This is a genomic window from Chryseobacterium sp. Y16C (assembly GCF_022488405.1).
In the GTDB taxonomy this organism is placed as follows: Bacteria; Bacteroidota; Bacteroidia; order Flavobacteriales; family Weeksellaceae; genus Chryseobacterium; species Chryseobacterium geocarposphaerae.
Genome location: NZ_CP092711.1, coordinates 4,506,754 through 4,526,950 on the forward strand (window position 1 = coordinate 4,506,754; position 20,197 = coordinate 4,526,950).

17 protein-coding genes are annotated in these 20,197 nt (G+C 35.6%); 10 read left to right on the forward strand and 7 right to left on the reverse strand.

The window, feature by feature from the left end:
* Positions 1-61: 61 nt before the first annotated feature.
* A complete protein-coding gene (locus tag MKS83_RS20540; RefSeq protein ID WP_240581128.1) occupies positions 62-700 on the reverse strand; it encodes an alpha/beta hydrolase in 639 nt (212 codons plus the stop codon).
* 202 nt (positions 701-902) lie between these two features.
* On the opposite strand from MKS83_RS20540, the gene MKS83_RS20545 reads away from it, so the two are divergent.
* Positions 903-1,376: a hypothetical protein gene (locus MKS83_RS20545; protein ID WP_240581129.1), complete on the forward strand. Its 474-nt coding sequence runs from the start codon at positions 903-905 to the stop codon at positions 1,374-1,376.
* 48 nt (positions 1,377-1,424) lie between these two features.
* Here the strand turns inward: MKS83_RS20545 and MKS83_RS20550 are convergent, their stop codons facing one another.
* On the reverse strand, positions 1,425-2,063 hold the full coding sequence (locus tag MKS83_RS20550; RefSeq protein ID WP_240581130.1) for a response regulator transcription factor: 639 nt from the start codon (positions 2,061-2,063) through the stop codon (positions 1,425-1,427).
* Positions 2,053-4,047 carry an ATP-binding protein gene (locus tag MKS83_RS20555; protein WP_240581131.1) on the reverse strand — a complete coding sequence of 665 codons (1,995 nt, stop codon included), beginning with the start codon at positions 4,045-4,047 and terminating at the stop codon, positions 2,053-2,055. Before MKS83_RS20555 ends, MKS83_RS20550 begins: the two co-directional genes overlap by 11 nt.
* Positions 4,048-4,255: 208 nt before the next feature.
* Between MKS83_RS20555 and MKS83_RS20560 the strand changes: the two genes are divergently transcribed.
* A complete protein-coding gene (locus tag MKS83_RS20560; protein ID WP_240581132.1) occupies positions 4,256-4,672 on the forward strand; it encodes a hypothetical protein in 417 nt (138 codons plus the stop codon).
* 79 nt (positions 4,673-4,751) lie between these two features.
* Here the strand turns inward: MKS83_RS20560 and tyrS are convergent, their stop codons facing one another.
* Positions 4,752-6,047, reverse strand: a complete 1,296-nt coding sequence (tyrS, locus tag MKS83_RS20565) for a tyrosine--tRNA ligase (RefSeq protein ID WP_240581133.1) — start codon at positions 6,045-6,047, stop codon at positions 4,752-4,754.
* Between the two features lie 200 nt (positions 6,048-6,247).
* Here tyrS and MKS83_RS20570 point away from each other — a divergent pair, with 200 nt between their 5' ends.
* Both MKS83_RS20570 and lipA read left to right on the forward strand, forming a co-directional pair.
* Positions 6,248-6,808, forward strand: a complete 561-nt coding sequence (locus MKS83_RS20570; RefSeq protein WP_240581134.1) for an RNA polymerase sigma factor — start codon at positions 6,248-6,250, stop codon at positions 6,806-6,808.
* Positions 6,809-6,934: 126 nt separating this feature from the next.
* The gene (lipA, locus tag MKS83_RS20575) at positions 6,935-7,801 is read left to right on the forward strand and encodes a lipoyl synthase (protein ID WP_100377989.1); all 867 of its coding nucleotides are present in this window, start codon (positions 6,935-6,937) and stop codon (positions 7,799-7,801) included.
* Between the two features lie 144 nt (positions 7,802-7,945).
* Here the strand turns inward: lipA and MKS83_RS20580 are convergent, their stop codons facing one another.
* Positions 7,946-8,806: an AraC family transcriptional regulator gene (locus tag MKS83_RS20580; RefSeq protein WP_240581135.1), complete on the reverse strand. Its 861-nt coding sequence runs from the start codon at positions 8,804-8,806 to the stop codon at positions 7,946-7,948.
* A 175-nt stretch (positions 8,807-8,981) separates the two neighbouring features.
* Here MKS83_RS20580 and MKS83_RS20585 point away from each other — a divergent pair, with 175 nt between their 5' ends.
* A complete protein-coding gene (locus tag MKS83_RS20585) occupies positions 8,982-10,184 on the forward strand; it encodes an MFS transporter (RefSeq protein WP_240581136.1) in 1,203 nt (400 codons plus the stop codon).
* Between the two features lie 40 nt (positions 10,185-10,224).
* Here the strand turns inward: MKS83_RS20585 and MKS83_RS20590 are convergent, their stop codons facing one another.
* Positions 10,225-10,605 carry an STAS/SEC14 domain-containing protein gene (locus tag MKS83_RS20590; protein WP_240581137.1) on the reverse strand — a complete coding sequence of 127 codons (381 nt, stop codon included), beginning with the start codon at positions 10,603-10,605 and terminating at the stop codon, positions 10,225-10,227.
* Between the two features lie 118 nt (positions 10,606-10,723).
* On the opposite strand from MKS83_RS20590, the gene MKS83_RS20595 reads away from it, so the two are divergent.
* Positions 10,724-11,929 carry an NAD(P)/FAD-dependent oxidoreductase gene (locus MKS83_RS20595; protein ID WP_240581138.1) on the forward strand — a complete coding sequence of 402 codons (1,206 nt, stop codon included), beginning with the start codon at positions 10,724-10,726 and terminating at the stop codon, positions 11,927-11,929.
* A 173-nt stretch (positions 11,930-12,102) separates the two neighbouring features.
* Positions 12,103-12,642: a lipocalin family protein gene (locus MKS83_RS20600; protein ID WP_240581139.1), complete on the forward strand. Its 540-nt coding sequence runs from the start codon at positions 12,103-12,105 to the stop codon at positions 12,640-12,642.
* 104 nt (positions 12,643-12,746) lie between these two features.
* Here the strand turns inward: MKS83_RS20600 and MKS83_RS20605 are convergent, their stop codons facing one another.
* On the reverse strand, positions 12,747-13,223 hold the full coding sequence (locus MKS83_RS20605) for a hypothetical protein (protein WP_240581140.1): 477 nt from the start codon (positions 13,221-13,223) through the stop codon (positions 12,747-12,749).
* A 111-nt stretch (positions 13,224-13,334) separates the two neighbouring features.
* On the opposite strand from MKS83_RS20605, the gene MKS83_RS20610 reads away from it, so the two are divergent.
* The 3 genes from MKS83_RS20610 (at position 13,335) to MKS83_RS20620 (ending at position 20,176) form a co-directional block, all read left to right on the forward strand.
* Positions 13,335-14,585 (forward strand): CinA family nicotinamide mononucleotide deamidase-related protein, encoded by a 1,251-nt coding sequence (locus MKS83_RS20610; protein WP_240583209.1) that lies wholly within the window; start codon positions 13,335-13,337, stop codon positions 14,583-14,585.
* A gap of 87 nt (positions 14,586-14,672) precedes the next feature.
* Positions 14,673-18,071, forward strand: a complete 3,399-nt coding sequence (locus MKS83_RS20615; RefSeq protein WP_240581141.1) for a polysaccharide deacetylase family protein — start codon at positions 14,673-14,675, stop codon at positions 18,069-18,071.
* A 77-nt stretch (positions 18,072-18,148) separates the two neighbouring features.
* Positions 18,149-20,176 carry a M13 family metallopeptidase gene (locus tag MKS83_RS20620; protein ID WP_240581142.1) on the forward strand — a complete coding sequence of 676 codons (2,028 nt, stop codon included), beginning with the start codon at positions 18,149-18,151 and terminating at the stop codon, positions 20,174-20,176.
* Positions 20,177-20,197 lie beyond the last annotated feature (21 nt).

Here is a 20,197-nt window from a genome sequence, read left to right on the forward strand (position 1 = left end):
GAATGTGAGAATGTTTGCTAATCGTTTATTCAAAACGGGATATTTTTGAAGTTTTCTTAATTTACTTGGAGAAGAAATCCATGAGATCCATATAATTCTTTTGGTTGACGCCATGTCCGCTCATGTATTCTCTGAATGTGAAGTAGCAGCCAAGGTCATACAAAAGATCTGCAGCTTTTCTTCCCCATTCCAGAGGGATTACAGCATCATCTGTTCCGTGAGAAATAAAGAAACGTAATTTTTCCAGTTTCTTTTTATCTTTTACAATATTGGTTAATAGTTTTTCTTCAGGGTAACTGCTTAAACACGCTATGTAAGTGAATAGATCAGGATATCTTAAAGCTAAAGAATAGCATAAAATTCCTCCCTGACTGAAACCGCAAAGGTGGGGCTTGCCATCAACAAGTCCATAATGATTTATAATTTTTAAAATACTTTCTAAAACTGATTGTAAAGCTTCTTCCGCTTGCGGAACGTCAATGAAATTTTCAGGATTGTTAAAATCTATATCATACCACGAAAAGCCTTCAAATTGAGTATTTCGAGGGGCTCTGAAACTTACAATGATCCAGTCTTTTGGAAGGGTTTCTCTGAAGCTGAAAAGGTCTTGTTCATTGCTTCCGTATCCGTGCAGCATAAAAAGGATTGGGGTACTGGAAGTTATATTTTCGGGTTCTCTTACGATGTAATCTAAATTCATAAAGACAAAGATAAATAATTAATCAGATGGATTGAATTGGAAATTATGATTCTATAGATAAAATTAATTTTGGAGCGTTTTAATCAATTTTTATAAAGCCATTTTAACTTGCTATACAGGTTTTAATGATTTGATATTTTTTAGAAATCTTTGTTGGAAAATTTTCATAAAAGTTATTTTTATATTGATAAAAAGCCTATATTTGAAACATAAAAATTTATTTGGAGAAATGAAGCAATTTTACAAATCAAAAAATTTACTTAGACTTTCTTTTTTATTTGCTGTATTATTTTCAGTAATTGTAGTGGTTAATTCTTGTAAAGATGACGACGATGATGAATATGTAGATCATGTTGTTCAATTTGAAGCAAAAATAACACCTGGTGGAACAACTCCTCCGACCGCTCCTATTCATATTTTTAAAACAATTGTTACTCAGGTAGGAACTAATCAACAAACGATGTATGATACTGAAGGACTAACCTGGTCAACTGGAGAGTTTTTTGTGAACTCTAGCCAGTCACAATTGAATTTGGCAGCTAATGCAGACCTTCCGAATGCTGATTCTAAGCTTACTGTTACTATCTGGATTGATGGTGAAGTTGCAAAAACAGCAACTGTAACAGGTAATGGAATTAAAAGTGTTGCTGTAGCGCACAGCTTCCTAGAATTATAAAAATTATTTTTTTATTATATCTGAAGAACCACCTTTAAAGGTGGTTCTTTATTTATCGATCATATTGTGTTGAATGGCCAGGCTTATGAGTTCTGTAGAGTTTTTTGCCTGAAATTTTTGCAGTAAATTTTTTCTGTGTGTATCTACGGTTAAAGGACTTAAAAATAGTTCATCAGCAATTAAAGCGCTGGTTTTTCCCTCAGCGACCAGTTTCAGAATTTCCTTCTCCCTTTTTGTTAATCTCGGCGTTGCTATTGTTGTATGTGAGAGTTTACTTATGATCTGTTTTGTCTCATTACAGAAAACAATATTTCCGGAAAGAGCTCCTTTCAGACATTCTATAAGCTCATCTATAGACGTGTTTTTTAGTAAATATCCACTTGCTCCGTTTTGAATACACTGCATGATAATACTTCTCTCAGAACGGTTACTGAACATAATTACGGAAGTATTGGGAGCTACTTTTTTTATTTCCTTACAAATTTCAATTCCGCTATAGTCAGGCAAAGTAATATCCAGAAGAATAATATCTACGGGATTGGTTTTTATAAAAGTGATGATCTCGGAACCTGTTGTGAAGCTTTCCGAAACATGAAAATAAGATTGATTGCCAAGCATCATTTTCAGCCCTTCAATCACAATAGGATGATCGTCAACAATAACGATATTTATTTTTTCAGTCTGCATGCGTATTAAGTTCAATGTTGATAGTAGTTCCTTCATGATCGGAGCTGATTTCCATTTTTCCTTTCAGGTAATCGACTCTGTTTTTTAGGTTTCGAAGTCCGAGACTTTTTGTTTTCTCTTCACTGTTTTTTGCAAATCCTTTTCCGTTGTCTTCAATCGTAATAAAGAAATTTTCTTCAGATTGTGAGCATTGAAGTAAAATATTGTTGGCTCCTGAATGTTTTACCGCATTAGCCAAGAGCTCCTGTACAATTCTGTAAATATTAAGCTGAATATTGAGCGGTAATTTTTTTTCGATATTGATCGGTTGAAAATCAATGTCAAGATCCTTTCTGATGTAAAATTCGCAAAGATCATTTAAGGCGGTTTCCAGCCCGAAATTAAGCAGGGATTCAGGCATTAGGTTTCTGGCAACATGACGAAGTTCAGCAACAGAATTGTCCAGCTGGGAGAGGATTCTGTAAAATTCTTTATCTTTTTCAGGATTGAGATGATGAGAAGACCAAGTTGAAAAATTAATTTTTACTCCGGCAAGCATTCCGCCCAACCCATCATGAAGATCTCGGGCAATCCGCTCTCTTTCCCTTTCTTCCCCCTCGAGAATAGCTTTGGTAAGGCTTAATTCCTCTTTTTGCTTTATATCAGTAATTTTTTGCTGAAGATTGATTTCCTTTTGTTCGGATATTTTTTTGTTTTTTCTATAAATGACAAAGAGGAAAATAAAAAAGATAATCAATAATAATAGTACAAGGCTAAGTCCTATTAAATAAGAATTTTTCTCACTTACTTCCAGTTCTCTTTGTTTTTTTTCAGCATTCAGGTTCGCAATTTTTCTCTCTTTTTCTGCAGCATTAAATTTGGCTTCAATTTTATTGATTTCTAATTTTACACTTTCTGTATTCAGACTGTCATTAAGCTTAGAATACTTCTGTTCCCACAACAATGCTTCTTTAGGATTCCCCATCTCTTCATTAAGTGCGGAAAGTTGTTTATAGATTGCTTTTCTATTATTAAGATCTGAAGCTAAAGATTGCTCCGCAAGGATGTCTTCAAGAGTTTTCTTGGCCTCATCATATCTTCTTAATTTTTTTAAGATATCATATTTATTGAAATAAAACATCTGAGCCAGTAAATTCTGACTGAATTTTGTAGAATAAAAAATCCCCTTCTCAATAACCGGCAGCGCTTCTTCATTTCTTTGCTTTGTAATCAGATAAAGTGTTTTTCCGTAATAATAAAAAGCGTTGGCTGAAGATTCAGGATAGGGCTGTATCATTTTTTCAGCTTTATCAAGAAACTTTTTCGCTTCATCACCTTTAGCTTGATAACAGAAATTGCTGGCAGAATTCAAATAGGTATAAAACAGCTCAGAAGAGTGAGGATAGGACTTTTCTAGGATAGCTAAAGCTTTTTTATTATAGTTTCCTGCTTTTTCAAACTCCGCATTATAAGTAAGAATAATAGCAAGCTGTGTATATAAGAAACCTAAACTTTTGCTATTTTCATACTTTTCAACCAAAGGAATACTTTTTTCAAGGATGATTTTCAGTAAAAACGGATATCCTTCCTTATTTTTTTGCGTCACTCCGTAGCTGTACCATGCAAGAGCTTGTAAAAAAGCTGATTCTTCAGTTTTAAATTTGGATAATGCTTTAATAGAACGCTGATAAAAAAGGGCTGCTTTTTCTTTATCATGATCCAGATTGTACTGACCTTCAAAATAAAAATATTTAGCCAGAAGATAAGAATTCTTTTGAGCAAGCTTTCGTCCCTGTTCCAGATATTTTCTGCTGAGAGACGAGTCTGTATTCCTGTAATAATTGGACAACAGAAAAGCTGATTCGGCGACAGACTGAGTACTTGCTTTTGTATTGACTACATTTTTTAGACTGTCTAAATAAGGCTTTTCATTAAGTGGGATGATTTGCTGGGCTTGTAATGTAAAAGATATTAATATACTTAATAAAATAAGTAGTTTGTTCATGAGGTACTGATTCGGTTGTTTAGGTCGACGATTTATAGAACGCCCAATTTAACTAAAAAAAACAGCATAAAAAATACCCTGATTTAGGTATAAAAAAATACTTGTTTTTTAGGATTGATAGGTTAAGCATCTACTGATAGCTTTGCAAATACCAAATCATTAATCATAGAATATTGAATTAAAGTAGCAAAATTTAACAAAAAAACTTATGAAAAAAATGAAAATCGTTCATGTCTTAAAAGGAACCTTTATGGTCGCAATGGCGACACTATTTATCGGATTGGTTGCATCTTGTAAAAATGATGACGACGACAATATTCCGGGGTCAGGAAAATCACATAAAGTTGTCTTTAAGGCAATTGCTTCTTCAGGAAGTGATATTGATGTTGCTGTGTATGGAATTGACGGAAATACTACCTCAGCAAGTAGTCTTAGCGGAACAACCTGGTCAAGCCCGGAAGTTACTGCTGAAGCCGGAGCTTATAGCGCGAATGTTGCGGTAAGTGCTACAGGAGCAAATGCGTCATCCACCTTAAAAGTTCAAGTCTGGGTAGACGGAGAATTGAAAAAAGAAGGAACCTCTAGTGGTCAGGTTTTGTCAGCTTCTGCAGGATATGCTTTCTAAAAATATATAAAACATAATTTTGTGATGAAAAAAAGCGGCGAGATTTATCTCGCCGCTTTTTTGTATACTGTTGAAAAGATTAAATTACTTTTACGATGAAGTAACTTTTCTTTCCTTTTTGTAAAAGAAGGAATTTTCCGTCAATCAAATCACTTTCGTTGGCAGTATATACTTCATTTACCTTTTGTTTATTCACAGAAATTGAATTTCCTTTCAATTCTCTCGTAGCTTCACTTTTAGATTTCAGAAAACCTGACTTTTCAGAAAGAAGATCTACGATATTTACACCTAAAACATCATCTTTCGCCACTTCTTTTTGAGGAACTCCATCAAAAATTTCAAGGAAAGTTTCTTCATCAAGATTTACAAGATCCTCTGCAGTTGAACGCCCAAAAAGAATTTGAGTAGCTTTAAAAGCTTTTTCAAACTCTTCTCTTCCATGAACCCAAACTGTTACTTCCTCAGCTAGTTTTTTCTGTAATTTTCTTTCGTTTGGAGATGTTTTATGTTCTTCAATTAAAGCTTCAATTTCTTCTTTTCCTAGGAAGGTATAGAATTTAATGAACCTTTCCGCATCATCATCGGTTGCATTTAGCCAAAACTGGTAAAATTTATATGGAGATGTTTTCTTTTTGTCCAACCAATAGTTTTCTCCGCTTTCAGATTTTCCAAATTTTGAACCATCTGCCTTAGTGATCAAAGGAACAGTCAATGCAAATGCTTCTCCCTGGGCTTTTCTACGGATCAGTTCAGTACCGGTTGTGATATTTCCCCATTGATCAGACCCCCCCATCTGAAGCTTTACATTATTATTCTGGTATAAATGTAAAAAGTCATACCCTTGAATCAATTGGTAAGTAAATTCCGTAAAACTCATTCCTTCCGCACCCGATTCTCCTGAAAATCTCTTTTTCACAGAATCTTTCGCCATCATATAATTTACGGTAATATTTTTTCCTACATTTTTTGCAAAATCAAGGAAAGAAATATTTTTCATCCAGTCGTAATTGTTTACCAGTTCCGCTTTGTTAGGTTCATTTCCGGAGAAATCCAAAAATCTTGAGAGTTGGTTTTTCAGGCAATCTACATAATGAAGAAGAGTGGCCTCATCCAAAAGATTTCTTTCCGCAGATTTTCCTGAGGGATCCCCGATCATCCCTGTAGCACCACCTACCAAAGCAATCGGCTTGTGACCATGTTGCTGAAAGTGAGCTAAAATTTTTATCTGAATAAGACTTCCGATATGCAAAGAATCAGCTGTTGGATCAAATCCAATATACGCAGTAGTTACCTCTTTATTCAGTTGCTCATCGGTTCCGGGCATCATATCGGCAAAAAGACCACGCCATTTTAGTTCTTCTATAAAGGAATTCATTGATTTGTTGCTTTAAAATTTTACCCTGCAAAGATAATAAATTCAAGGGAATAAGGCCAATAAGCGGAACGACTCCCAATGAAGCCCGAAACGTATAGTTTTCAGGTTTGTAAAATTTCGGTTTTATGACTCCATATTCCTCCCTTCTTTACGAGACGTTTTATTGCAATTCTGTTCAAAATCAATTATATTTGTTAATAATGAATGACGAACAATTATTCCAGCTTATCGGGAAAGCAAAGGAAAAAGACCAGAAAGCTCAGACCAAGCTCATCAACATCTTTTGGGTTGATGTTTTTTCTTTTGTAATGAAAAAAGTAAGGGATGAAAACGATGCCGATGAAATTACGGTAAATGTTTTTTCGAAAGTTTTATCGAAACTGGATATGTATGATCCACATTTTCAGTTTAAGACCTGGATCTTAACCATTGCTCAAAACACCATTATTGATTTTTGGAGAAAGAAGGCAAGAGAAAATCAGGATCCTACGGAGAATCTGGATGAAGTAAAAAACCAGTACGCAAAATCTCCGGAAGAACTCATGATCTCCGATGAAGAACAAAAAAAAATCATTAAAACCATTGAATCTTTAGATGCCAATTATCAGGATATTATCAGATTAAGATTCTTTGAAGAAAAAAGCATTAAAGAAATTGCTGAAGAACTGGGGATTTCCGTTGCGAATACTAAAGTCCGTGTGATGCGGGCAAAAAAGGTCTTAGCTGAATTACTGAAAAATAATGAGTTTGAGGACGATTAATACCAACAAAATATCCTTTCATCAGCAAATCTTATAAAAGGTAAGCAATTATAATTTCCATCAATCCTTGTCTTTGATTGTTTCGATAAAAAAATCACTAACTTTGAACCTCAATTTGAGAAATAAATGGAGAATTTAGTTCAAGATACTACCGTTCAGAAACCAAAATGGATTCGTGTAAAACTTCCTACCGGAAAGAATTACAGAGAATTGAGGACCTTGGTTGATAAATATAAATTAAATACAATTTGCCAGAGTGGAAGCTGCCCGAATATGGGAGAATGTTGGGGAGAAGGAACAGCAACTTTCATGATCTTAGGAAATATCTGTACAAGGAGCTGCGGATTTTGCGGAGTAAAAACAGGAAAGCCAATGGATGTAAATTGGGATGAACCTGAAAAAGTGGCACGTTCTATTAAATTAATGAAAATCAAACATGCGGTTTTAACTTCTGTTGATCGTGATGATTTGAAAGATATGGGTTCTATTCTTTGGGGTGAAACTGTAAATGCCGTAAGAAGAATTTCTCCGGGAACCACTATGGAAACATTGATTCCGGATTTCCAGGGAATTACAAAACATCTTGACAGATTGGTAGAAGTAGCTCCTGAGGTGATTTCTCACAACATGGAAACCGTAAAGCGTTTGACAAGAGAAGTGAGAATTCAAGCAAAATATGAAAGAAGCCTTGAGGTTCTTAGATATTTGAAAGAAGCCGGACAAAGAAGAACTAAAACCGGGGTGATGCTTGGTTTGGGTGAGACAAAAGATGAGGTATTCCAGACCATTGAAGACATCAGAAATGCAAACGTAGATGTGATTACATTAGGACAGTACCTGCAACCGACAAAAAAGCATCTTCCTGTAAAAAAATTCATTACTCCTGAAGAATTTGACGAATTTGGAGATTTTGCAAGAAGCTTAGGTTTCAGACATGTTGAAAGTTCACCTTTAGTAAGAAGTTCTTATCACGCAGAAAAACATATTCATTAAAATACAATCGCTTCAGAAATGAAGCGATTTTTTATTGATACAGAGACTCAAACAAAGATGAAAAACCTCTTGTCATTTTGAATGAAGCAAAGCGTAATGAAGAATCTGTAAATATTTTAGATTCCTCCTTTGTCGGAATGACAGTTATATAGATTCAACAATATTACTCAAATGTTTTTTCTTAAATTCTGAAGGGGTCTTTCCCGTATGATGTTTGAACAGTTTATTGAAATAAGAAAGGCTCTCAAATCCCACATGAAAACAAACTTCCGTCACTGAGTAATCTTTTAATAGAAATATTTGCGCCTGATTGATTCTGTAATTATTTACAAAATCGGTAAAAGTCATATTCGTCTGCTTTTTAAAATAACGGCAAAAAGCAGGAGTGCTTAAACTTATGGTTTGTGCGATTTCGTTTACGTTAGGCTTTTTATCATAGTTTTCATGAATATAACTGTAGATGGTACCCATCCTGATTTTATCATTCAGGAACCATTTTATCCGGGTGTCTTCACTATTGAGCTCTTTAACTTCGGTAGACCGGGCCAGAATTTGTAAAATCTCAATTAATCCCATTAAAGATTCGAAAGTATTTTGATCTTTAATCGAATGAAGTTTTTCAACAATCGTTTCTTTGGTTTTTCCGGAAAAAGACAGCCCGAGATACGAACGATCTAAAAGCTTTTTAATATTTTCAAACTCAGGAATACTAAGGATGAGATTATGAAGAAAGTTTTCTCTCATCTGTAAAACCAGCTGCTTACATTCGGTTTGAATTCCATAATCGAAATTAAGATGCGGAACATTGGATCCGATTAACAAAAGATCACTGTCTACAAAGCTGGAAATATCTTTTCCCACATGGCGTATTCCTTTCGATGCCTCTACATAAACAAGCTCAATTTCAGGGTGATAATGCCAGAAAAAGCAGTTTTTAAGAGAAGGGGAAAAAAGCTTGAAAGATTTATCCTTTTCAAATTCTATGATTTCTTTCTGGATTTTCATTTTGTCCTGATTTGATTATTTAAGAGTATAAAATTAATCAAAAAGGTTAATATGGAGCAAATTGATGTCATCTGAGTGGAAGTCAAAGCCAAATTTTCTTTCGATTTTTGCATTTTCAAATTAGAATCGATTATTGTGATCGGTTCTTTTCTAAAAATTCAAAAGGTTTAGATGTATGGGATTGGATAAAAGAATTTTGCCGCTTGCAATAGGAGGTTTAGGAATTGGAACTACGGAATTTACGGTGATGGGGCTCCTTCCTGATATTGCGAAATCACTTCAGATCTCTATTCCTGAAGCAGGACATTTAATTTCTGCTTATGCAATGGGAGTTGTGATCGGAGCACCTATTTTAATTGGGTATTCTGTAAAATTTCCTCCTAAAAAAGTACTGATCGCGTTGATGGTGATCTTTACCTTGTTCAATGCTTTATCGGCGATTGCACCCGATTATACAACCATGTTAATTATCAGATTCCTATCCGGATTGCCACATGGAGCATTTTTCGGAGTGGGAACCGTAGTTGCAGCCAGAATGGCAGGTAAAGGAAAAGAAGCATTTTATATTTCTTTAATGTTTACCGGACTTACGGTTGCGAATCTTGCGATGGTTCCGTTGGTTACTTATATTGGCCATACTTTCCACTGGAGATGGTATTTCGCAATTGTAGCGGTAATAGGATTATTAACATTAATCTCTTTAAAGCTTTGGCTTCCTGTCCTGGAAAGAAAAGAAGATAGTCACTTCCTGGAAGAACTTAAATTTCTTAAAAGCAGACAGTCATGGCTGGTTCTGCTGATCACAGCAATAGGTTTTGGAGGACTATTTACATGGTTCAGTTATATTACGCCTTTAATGACAATTGTAGCAGGAATTAAAGAAAGCCAGATGGCTTATGTAATGATACTTGCAGGAGGCGGAATGGTGGTTGGAAATCTTGTTGGAGGATATATTTCCGATAGAATGAGCCCTGAAAAGACGTGTATACTATTTATATTTTTGATGATGTCTGCACTGGCGGGAGTATTTTTTCTTTCAGACAATCAAACAGCAGCATTAATATTGACTTTTGTTTGTGGAGCGTTATCAATGTCGGTTTCTGCGCCTATTAATATCATGATGATGAAGGCGGCACCCAAAAGTGAAATGATGGCGGCAGCATTTATGCAGGCAGCTTTTAATATTGCAAATGCGATGGGAGCCTTTCTGGGAGGTATTCCTTTGGAGCACGGATTCTCTTTTAATTATCCATCATTGGTGGGAGTCGGGATGACTTTTATCGGATTAGTGATCGCTTTAAGGTATAAATACTTATACGGCTCACAACAGCAGGGGGAAGATGATCTTGCAGTGGAATGTGTATCGTGTGACAAATAAAAAAAGAGAAGCAAATTTTGCTTCTCTTTTCTATAGTAGACTATGCTTCTACTTCATTGCCATTTTTGCACCAGTACAGCGCATTGTAAAGATTTTCTTTTGGAAAAGACTTAAATTCTCCCGGCATCAGAACGCTGAAAATATCCGTAAAGTTCTGGATTCCTTTTTTGTCTGTTACAATGGCGGCCCTGTTCCAATTGGCTAAATTTTTCAATCCTAAAAGCAGATCTTCAAACCAGGCTCCTACAGTAAAGTTATCAATATCTGTATCCAGATAAAGCAGGTAATTCAGTTCATGAAAATGTTCTACTTTAGCTTTTACTACAGGAAATACCAGGTTTTCAAAATCTTCTTTCGTTACTTCTCCTGTTACATTGAATGCTGCAACGTTCTCCGGAGCTTCGGGGATAATCGTGATCATATTTTTATGTTTTTGGTGGTTTTGATGTGGGGTTGTAACAACAAAAATTAAACCAATATTTAATTTTCTGGTAATTAAAAAGGCTTAATTGTTGATAGTGTAAAGAAAAAATATTCTTGTGGATCTTAAATCAAATGAACCGTTTTGGCTTTTAAAAAATGGATTGGTCAATTCATACCCTTCCTTGAAATCGAATGAGGAATGTGAAGTTTTAATTATCGGAGGAGGAATTACCGGAAGTTTAATTGCTCATCAAATGATAAAAGATGGTTATCAAACAATCCTTATTGATAAACGTGAAATATGCAATGGAAGTACTTCAGCAACCACTTCAATGCTGCAATATGAAATTGATATTCCTCTTTTTGAACTAATCGGAAAAATAGGAGAAAAGGGAGCGGTAGAAAGCTATAAAGCCTGTTCTGATGCTATTGACAGGATTGAAAAGCTATCCAAAGAAATTAGATCGGATGCAGGGTTTAGGAGAAAAGAATCTCTGTACCTTGCTTCAAAAAAGAAGGATGTAAATTGGTTGAAGAAAGAATTTGAAGCCAGAAAAAAAGCAGGTTTCAAAGTACAATGGATGGAAGCCGATGAGGTATCTAAAAAATTTGGCTTTGAAAATACCTATGGCGGAATTCTATCCAAACAAGGGGCAAGTATTGATGCATTTAGATTTGCCCATGAATTATTTGAAATCAATATAAGAAAGGGCTTAAGAGTCTTTGATAAAACAGAAATGATAAAAGTTGAATACCATAAAGGGTTTAATATTACCACTATGGATTCCGGATTTCAGATCAAAGCAAAAAAAATTATTTATTGTATTGGCTATGAAAGTACAAGTATAATCAAAGAACATTTCGTTAATTTGAAAAGTACCTATGCTGTCGTTTCGGAAATAGCTCCAAAACAAGGAAAACGTGTGGACAGTACATTGGTCTGGAACACGGACGATCCCTATATGTATATGCGTACAACGGATGATGGCAGATTGCTGATAGGTGGTGGTGATGAGGATTTTTATGATGCGAAAAAAAGGGATGCCCTTTTAAATAAAAAAGAAAAAAAAATTCTTAAAACCTTAAAAAAAATAAAACCTGATTATAAGTTTTATACCGATTTTGTTTGGGCCGGAACTTTCGGAGAAACAAAAGATGGACTTCCGTATATAGGAACCCATGAAAAATTTAAAAATTCCTACTTCGTTCTTGGTTTTGGAGGCAACGGCATTACTTTTTCTGTAATAGGGATGGATATGGTCTCATTGTTTATGAAAGGTAAAAAACACCTGCTTTCAAAATATTTTAAATTTGGAAGATAGTTTCGGCGGCGGCAAAGCCGCCGCCGAAACCTTAGAATCTGCGCCTTCTCTTTTCGGGTTTAAAATTCTGGATTTTTAAAAAGTTTTTAGTGTTGGCAATACTTTTAGAAATAAACTTAAAATTTTCAGGCATCATTTTTGAACTTTTACGGCAACCATCAAATACTTGTATTATGAAAACTTTTCAAAAAATTGCTATTCCCGTTTCAATAGGCGTTTTAGGATTGATGTTATTGAAATCATGTTCTGTTGGTATTCCTAAAGGAGCTGCTGCCGTGAAAAATTTCAATGCAGATAAATATCTTGGAAAATGGTATGAAATAGCCCGTTTCGATTACAAATTTGAAAAAGACATGGATAATGTAACGGCAACATATTCTCAAAATCCGAATGGTACCATTCGTGTTGACAATAAAGGCTACAATTACGTTAAAAAAGAATGGAAAGAATCTATTGGAGAAGCGAAATTCGTGAAAGATAAAAATGAAGCCCGGTTGAAAGTGTCATTCTTTAAGCCGGTTTGGGCAGGCTATAATGTCATTGATATTGATGAAAACTACCAGTATGCTTTAGTGGCTGGAAGCAGTTTAAAATATCTCTGGATTCTTTCCAGAACAAAAGATATTCCTGAAAGTATCCGACAACGCTTTTTAGAAAAAGCAAAAAAAATCGGTTATAATACGGATGAATTGATTTGGGTAAGACATAACTAATAATAGTATAATCATACAGTCTGTCATTCTGACGAAGGAAGAATCTCAATTTGGAATAGATTCTTCACTGCATTTCATTTCGTCAGAATGACAGAATTTATGTTTTAGTTCAAGCTTTTATACTCTTTCCACTCTTCAAAACGGTGATCTATAATCTGTTTCATTAGGTCATAGTTTTCGTAGGTATCTTCAATATGATAGAAAGTCTCATATTCATAATCATTTTCTTCCGCTTTAGCATCAAAAAGATTGATATAGTCATCAGCAAATGAACTGAATCTGCTTCCGAAATCGGTATCATCCACATAATAATCTTTAGCAAAACTATTTCCAAAGTCATTGAGGTCATATTCGGAAAACTTTCCGTCAAGAGCTTCCATCACAAACTCTGCACCTGTAATCTCTCTTCTTTTTAATTTTTCAATTTCCTCTTGGTGATCTTCTTTTAATTCATCAGAAATTAAACCATGGGTAATACACCAATTCAGAAACATTCCAGTATGGGTTGCTCCGTTTTTTTCAGGAAGACCTTCCGGAAAATCCCCTCCATAATGCCACGAAGCATCATCATATTTATGCATAAACAACTATAGTTTTAAACAATTTCCGCCAAAAATAGAAAAAATCAATTTATGTTGCCTGCCAATGAGAATTTTCCGTCATTTGTAAACGAATTTTTTTCGAAAATAAATATGGAAAATGCTGTTCTGATTACTATTGGTGACGAAATCCTTTCCGGAAATACGGTTGACACCAATTCTAACTTCATTGCTACTGAGCTTAAAAATATAGGAATTAAAGTTTCACAGATTTTCACGATTTCAGATGAAATAGAAACCATAAAACATACGATTAAATCAGCCTTTGAAATAGGAGATCTAATTATTACCACAGGAGGTTTAGGCCCTACAAGGGATGATAAAACCAAGAAAGCGATTGCCGAGTTTTTCAATGATGAAATTGCTTTGGATGAAGCAACTTTTAATCATCTGAAAGTTTATATGGAAAAACGCGGCCGTCTGGAAATTTTAGAAAGAAACCGCGAACAGGCTTTTGTTCCTACAAGATCTACGGTTTTTCAAAATCATTTCGGAACAGCGCCTTGCATGATGATGGAACAGAATGGAAAACTGTTATTCAGTTTACCTGGAGTTCCTTATGAAGTAAAGCCTTTGATTAAAGACCAGATTGTTCCTTATTTAAAAGATAAATTCAGCTTAAATTATATTTCCACAAGAATAGTTTCCGTTGTAGGAATTCCGGAAAGTATTCTAGCAGACACGATTGAAGATTGGGAACTGGCTTTACCTGAAAATTTGACGTTGTCTTATCTTCCGGTAGGAACCCGGGTGAAATTACGACTGACAGCGACAGGAAAAGATGCTGTTATTTTGCAGCAGGAACTGGAAGAGGAAATCCAGAAATTACTGCCTTTAATCAAAGACAATGTAATTGCAACTTCTGAAGATAAAATAGAGAAAATTCTTGCTGAAATTTTAACGGAAAGAAAACTGACGGTTTCTACGGCAGAAAGCTGTACAGGCGGTGAATTGGCAAAAATGATTACCTCGGTTTCAGGGAGTTCAAAATACTATCTCGGAGGAATAGTAGCCTATGCAACCGAAAAGAAAATTGAGATTTTAAAAGTCAGAAAAGAAACGGTAGATGAATTTACAGTAGTAAGTGAGCAGGTTGCTTCTGAAATGGCAAAAGGTTGTCAACAATTATTCGGAACTGATATTTCGCTTTCTACAACGGGTGTTGCGGGACCGGGGAAAGGAGAGGACGGCAAAGATGTAGGAACGGTTTTTTATACGATCAGAATAGGTGAAAAAGAAATGACTTCGAAATTATATATGCCTCATCTTGAGCGGCTGGATTTTATGAATTTTGTTTCGCAGAAAATTATTCAGGATTTAGTGGGGATTCTTATTAATAATTAAACCCTAACTGTAATTTTAATATTTTTTTAATTAAATATAAGGGAGTTTTTCACGGTTTTTGAAATTCATTCAAAAAATATCAGAATCGTGGAGAACTCAAAACAGATTTTTCAGACCGATAGCAAAAAACGCTGGAGAAACGTACAGTGGGGAAGCCGTATTTTCATTTTCGTTGCAGTATTGCTTTTCCTTGCTTTAGGTTTGATGATGAAACTGGACAAAAGCCCTAAAATTCCTTTTAAAGAAGACTATAAAGCGGTAATTACTGCAAATAAACCTTATTTACAGGAAAATAAAATCTCGAAAGAATATAAAGGCTTCAGAAGTTTTATTTCTGAAAAAACAATGCATACCAATCTTGCTAAAATTGCCAAAGCAAGAGCCGAAAGACTTAAAAATCAAAACAGGAACTGGGCACAGTTTCCGGGGGGAATACGTTCTGCGTTCTATGTTGCATGGGATCCTCAGTCACTGATGTCTTTAAAGAGAAACATCAAACATATCAATCTTGTTTTCCCCGAATGGTTTTTCCTTGATCCGAAAACAGGTAATCTGAAAACCAATGTAGACCCTGAAGGTTATAAAGTGATCAAAAGAACAGGGGTCGCAGCAATGCCAATCTTAAGTAATAATTTCCAGCAGGAATTCCATTCCGAAGGCTTGGGAAAAGTTCTGAATAATCCTCAGCAGAGAACAAAACTTATTCAAAAGTTGGCTAAGGAATGTCTCACCTTTCATTTTAAAGGAATCAATATTGACTTTGAAGAAATGAATCTGGACTCTGATGAAAATCTGATCGCCTTTATGAAAGAACTTTCCGATACTTTCAAACAAAATAAACTGCTCGTTACAATGGATGTGATGACGGATAATGATGATTATAATATTCAGAAATTAAATCCGTATGTAGATTATTTCGTGTTAATGGCTTATGATGAATATTCTGCGGACAGCGATGCTGGACCTGTTTCTTCACAGAAATGGGTGGAAGCACAGACCGGGAAATTTTTACAGAAAACATCTCCGAACAAAATCATTTTAGGATTGGGAGCTTACGGTTACGACTGGAGCACCAATAAGAATGACAACAGTTCTGTAACTTATATGCAGGCAATCACAAAAGCGAGTGCGAGTAAAGCAATTATCAATTTTGATGATGATACATTTAATTTAAACTATTCTTACACAGACTCAAAAAATAATACCCACACTGTGTTTTTCAATGATGCGGCTTCCATTTTCAATACCATGCGTTTCTCTTCAGAATATCCTTTGGCAGGAACCGCGCTCTGGAGACTGGGAAGTGAAGACAGCCGGATCTGGAACTTTTATGATAAGGATCTGACTTTTGCGGGGTTGGCAAAACTAAATTTAAAAACACTGGAAAATGTGAAAGGTCAGACGATGGTTGATTATATTGGCGACGGGGAAGTTCTGGATGTTCTAAATACACCTCATGACGGAAAAATTGCAGTGGAGATTGATCCGAAAGAAAAAATCATTACTGATGAAAATTATGTGACTTATCCAAGCTCTTATGAAGTGAAAAAATATGGGGAAGCTCCTCAGAAAGAATTGGTTCTCACTTTCGATGATGGTCCTGATGAAACTTATACACCACAGATCTTAGATGTTTTATCTAAATACCATGTTCCGGCTGCGTTCTTTTTGGTAGGATTAAATGCTGAGAAAAATCTTCCCTTGGTTAAAAGAATTTATAGAGAAGGTCATGAAATAGGAAACCACACCTTTACCCATGAGAATGTTGCTAAAGTAAGTCCTGAAAGAGCTTTATTGGAATTAAAACTGACAAGACTACTCATAGAGTGTATTACAGGGCACAGTACCATTCTTTTCAGAGCACCTTATAATGCCGATTCTGAGCCAACAACTTCTGAAGAAATCGTACCTGTTGCTCTGGCAAGACAGCAAAATTATCTGGATATTGGAGAAAATATAGATCCGGAAGACTGGCAACCCGGAATAAAAGCGGATGAAATTGTAAAACGTGTAATGGCAGGATTGAAAGCAGAAAGGGGAAATATTATCCTTCTGCATGATGCAGGTGGTGAAACTAGAGAAGAAACAGTAAAAGCATTGAAAATTTTAATCCCGACTTTACAGAAAGAAGGCTATCATTTTACCAATCTTGCAAGTATTTTACATAAAAATAAGGCGGAATTAATGCCTGAAGTTCCAAAAACGAGAGCATACTACGTGATGCAGCTTAATTTAGTGTTGGCGACCATCATTTATGGAATCAGTCACTTTTTGGTAGCTCTTTTTACCATTTTTATCGGATTAGGATTGATAAGATTGATAATTATGCTGTACTGGGCGTTTAAAGAAAGACGAAAAGAGAAAAAACTGGGAGAATTTCCGGTATTGGAATCTTATCCGAAAGTTTCGATTATTGTTCCCGCGTATAATGAAGAAGTCAATATTGTTTCTTCCCTGCATAACTTATTGCGACAAACTTACCCGAATTTTAACATTATTTTAGTTGATGACGGAAGTAAAGATTCTACTTATGAAAAAGCAAAAGAAGCATTTTCTGATCACCCGAAACTGAAGATTTTCAGTAAAGCAAATGGCGGAAAAGCAACCGCTCTAAATTTCGGGATCTCCCAAACTGATGCAGAATACGTGGTTTGTATCGATGCAGATACAAAATTGGAAAAAGATGCTGTAAAATATTTAATTGCAAGATTTTTAAATTCAAATCAAGAAGAAAAAATTGCCGCTGTTGCAGGAAACGTAAAAGTTGGAAATACGGTAAACTGGTTAACAAAATGGCAGTCTATAGAATATACAACCAGTCAGAATTTTGACCGATTGGCGTATGCAAATATCAATGCCATTACCGTGATTCCGGGAGCAATTGGAGCTTTCAAAAAATCTGTGATCGATGAGGTGGGAGGATATTCTTCCGATACTTTGGCGGAAGACTGTGATATTACTGTGAAAATTTTGAGAAAAGGATATACCGTTGCTAATGAAAACCGTGCGGTTGCTGTGACAGAAGCCCCTGAAACTGTACAACAGTTTTTAAAACAACGTTTCAGATGGACGTATGGAATCATGCAGATGTTCTGGAAGCAGAGACAGACTTTCCTGAATCCGAAATACAAAGGCTTAGGATTGTGGGCAATGCCGAATATATTATTGTTTCAGTATATTATTCCGTTTTTTTCGCCTCTTGCCGATCTTATCATGTTTTTTGGCATTTTATCAGGAAATGGAAGCAAAATATTCAGTTACTATTTAATCTTCCTTTTGGTAGACGCTTCATTGGCTCTCATAGCTTTCATTATGCAGAGAGAAAAGCTGGTAAATCTACTATATATTATTCCACAACGTTTCGGATACAGATGGCTGATGTATATTGTGCTGTTCCGAAGCTTAAGAAAGGCTCTGAAAGGGGAAATGCAGACCTGGGGATTTTTGAAACGTACCGGAAATGTAAAAGAAATTGCAACTTCTTAATATTTAATTAAATTTGTTTTCATAAAAAAGTAACAAATTAAAAAAAAGTTACACTTATTGTTAAATTGTAATTAGAAATGAAAAAATTAACACTTTCTTTGGCTTTATTAGCGGGGATTGGTTCACAAACAGTGAGCGCTCAGGCTACAGACAAAGGTTTAGACCTTAGCTTGATGGATAAATCAGTTCGTCCACAAGATGATTTTTATAACTATGTGAGCGGAACTTGGATGAAGACTGCGAAAATCCCTTCCGATAAGCCGACTTGGGGAAGTTTCAACAAATTGGCTGATGATACAGACAATAATTCAATGACGATCTTAAACTCTCTTCTGAAAGATAAATTTGCTGACGGAACAGAGGGTAAAAAAATCCAGGATCTGTACGCTACATACATGAACATGACGAAGAGAAATGCAGACGGGATCAAACCTATTCAGGCAAACCTGAAAAAGATTGATGCGATAAAAAATGTTAGCGATCTTCAGAACTATTTGATTTCTGTAACGAAAGAAGGTGAAAACAATTTTTACGGATGGGGGGTAGATGCAGACCTTAAGGACTCTAAAATGAATGCAGTTTATTTAGGAAATGCATCTTTAGGATTAGGTAGAGACTATTACCAGAAAGTAAACGAAAAAAACACGGAAGCTCTTGCAGAATATACAAAATATGTAGCTTCTATGTTGAAAGAATTAGGATATAAAAATGCTGATGCTGCGGCAAAAAGTATTGTTGATTATGAAAAAAGCATTGCTCAGACTTATTTAACGAACGAGCAAAGTCGTGACAATACACTTCAGTACAACCCTAAAACAATGACTGAGCTTACAGCCTTAGTGAAAAATGTAAACCTTCCTGCTTATCTTAAAGCTGTTGGAGTGAATACAGATAAAGTAATCATCGGGGAATTAGGATACTATAAGAATTTAGATAAATTTATCAATGCTCAGAATCTTCCTGTAATTAAGGATTACCTGAAATTTCATATGATTCACGGAAGTGCATCTTATCTAAGTGAAAAACTGGGAGATATGAAGTTTGCTTTCTATGGTAAATATTTGAGAGGCCAGCAAGAGCAGAGAGCCTTAAACAAGAGAGGGTATGAATTGATCAACGGAACTCTGGGTGAAGCTTTCGGAAAATTATACGTTGATAAGTATTTCCCTGCTGAAGCTAAGGCTCAGATGGTTGAACTAATTGATTACTTAAAGAAAAGCTTTGCCGTTCACATCAATGGCTTAACTTGGATGTCTTCAACTACAAAGCAAAAAGCAATGGAAAAGTTGAACAAGTTCACCGTAAAAGTTGCTTATCCTGACAAATGGAAAGATTATTCTAAATTAAATATCACTTCTGAAGCTAAAGGTGGAAATTTATATTCAAACCTTCAGAACATTACAGAGTGGCAGTACAATAAAGATTTGGCAAAAATCGGAAAACCGGTTGATAAAACAGAATGGGGAATGACTCCACAAACGGTAAATGCTTACTACAACCCGGTAAACAACGAAATCGTGTTCCCTGCTGCAATTCTTCAGCCGCCTTTCTTCAATCCTAAGGCAGATGCTGCAGTGAATTTCGGAGGAATTGGTGCAGTTATTGGTCACGAAATGAGCCACGGATTTGATGATTCAGGGGCGCAGTTCGACGCAGACGGTAACTTGGTAGACTGGTGGACTCCGGAAGATAAAGCCAACTTCGAAAAAGCGACAAAAGCCCTTGCGGCTCAGTATGACAAATATGAGCCTGTAAAAGGAACTTTCGTAAACGGAACATTCACAAACGGTGAAAACATTGCAGATTTAGGAGGTGTGAATATCGCTTACGACGCTCTTCAGATGTACTTGAAAGATAAAGGAAACCCTGGAATGATCAGTGGTTATACACAGGATCAGAGATTCTTCCTAAGCTGGGCAACCGTATGGAGAACATTATCAAGTGAAAAATACATGGTGAACCAGGTAAAAACAGATCCGCATTCTCCTGGATATTTCAGAAGCTTCGGGCCTATCATCAATGTTGATGCTTTCTACAAAGCATTCGACGTGAAGCAGGGAGACAAGCTATACAAAGCTCCTGCAGACAGAATTAAAATCTGGTAATCTTACCAAACTATAGCAAAA

Excerpts from the sequence above, each read along its gene's own strand:
- MKS83_RS20620 (WP_240581142.1), top strand. The coding sequence starts at position 18,149 with ATGAAAAAATTAACACTTTCTTTGGCTTTATTAGCGGGGATTGGTTCA.
- MKS83_RS20605 (WP_240581140.1), bottom strand. The coding sequence starts at position 13,223 with ATGCATAAATATGATGATGCTTCGTGGCATTATGGAGGGGATTTTCCG.
- MKS83_RS20550 (WP_240581130.1), bottom strand. The coding sequence starts at position 2,063 with ATGCAGACTGAAAAAATAAATATCGTTATTGTTGACGATCATCCTATT.
- tyrS (WP_240581133.1), bottom strand. The coding sequence starts at position 6,047 with ATGAATTCCTTTATAGAAGAACTAAAATGGCGTGGTCTTTTTGCCGAT.
- MKS83_RS20560 (WP_240581132.1), top strand. The coding sequence starts at position 4,256 with ATGAAAAAAATGAAAATCGTTCATGTCTTAAAAGGAACCTTTATGGTC.
- MKS83_RS20585 (WP_240581136.1), top strand. The coding sequence starts at position 8,982 with ATGGGATTGGATAAAAGAATTTTGCCGCTTGCAATAGGAGGTTTAGGA.
- MKS83_RS20600 (WP_240581139.1), top strand. The coding sequence starts at position 12,103 with ATGAAAACTTTTCAAAAAATTGCTATTCCCGTTTCAATAGGCGTTTTA.
- MKS83_RS20555 (WP_240581131.1), bottom strand. The coding sequence starts at position 4,047 with ATGAACAAACTACTTATTTTATTAAGTATATTAATATCTTTTACATTA.
- MKS83_RS20570 (WP_240581134.1), top strand. The coding sequence starts at position 6,248 with ATGAATGACGAACAATTATTCCAGCTTATCGGGAAAGCAAAGGAAAAA.
- MKS83_RS20610 (WP_240583209.1), top strand. The coding sequence starts at position 13,335 with ATGGAAAATGCTGTTCTGATTACTATTGGTGACGAAATCCTTTCCGGA.
- MKS83_RS20580 (WP_240581135.1), bottom strand. The coding sequence starts at position 8,806 with ATGAAAATCCAGAAAGAAATCATAGAATTTGAAAAGGATAAATCTTTC.
- MKS83_RS20540 (WP_240581128.1), bottom strand. The coding sequence starts at position 700 with ATGAATTTAGATTACATCGTAAGAGAACCCGAAAATATAACTTCCAGT.
- MKS83_RS20590 (WP_240581137.1), bottom strand. The coding sequence starts at position 10,605 with ATGATCACGATTATCCCCGAAGCTCCGGAGAACGTTGCAGCATTCAAT.
- lipA (WP_100377989.1), top strand. The coding sequence starts at position 6,935 with ATGGAGAATTTAGTTCAAGATACTACCGTTCAGAAACCAAAATGGATT.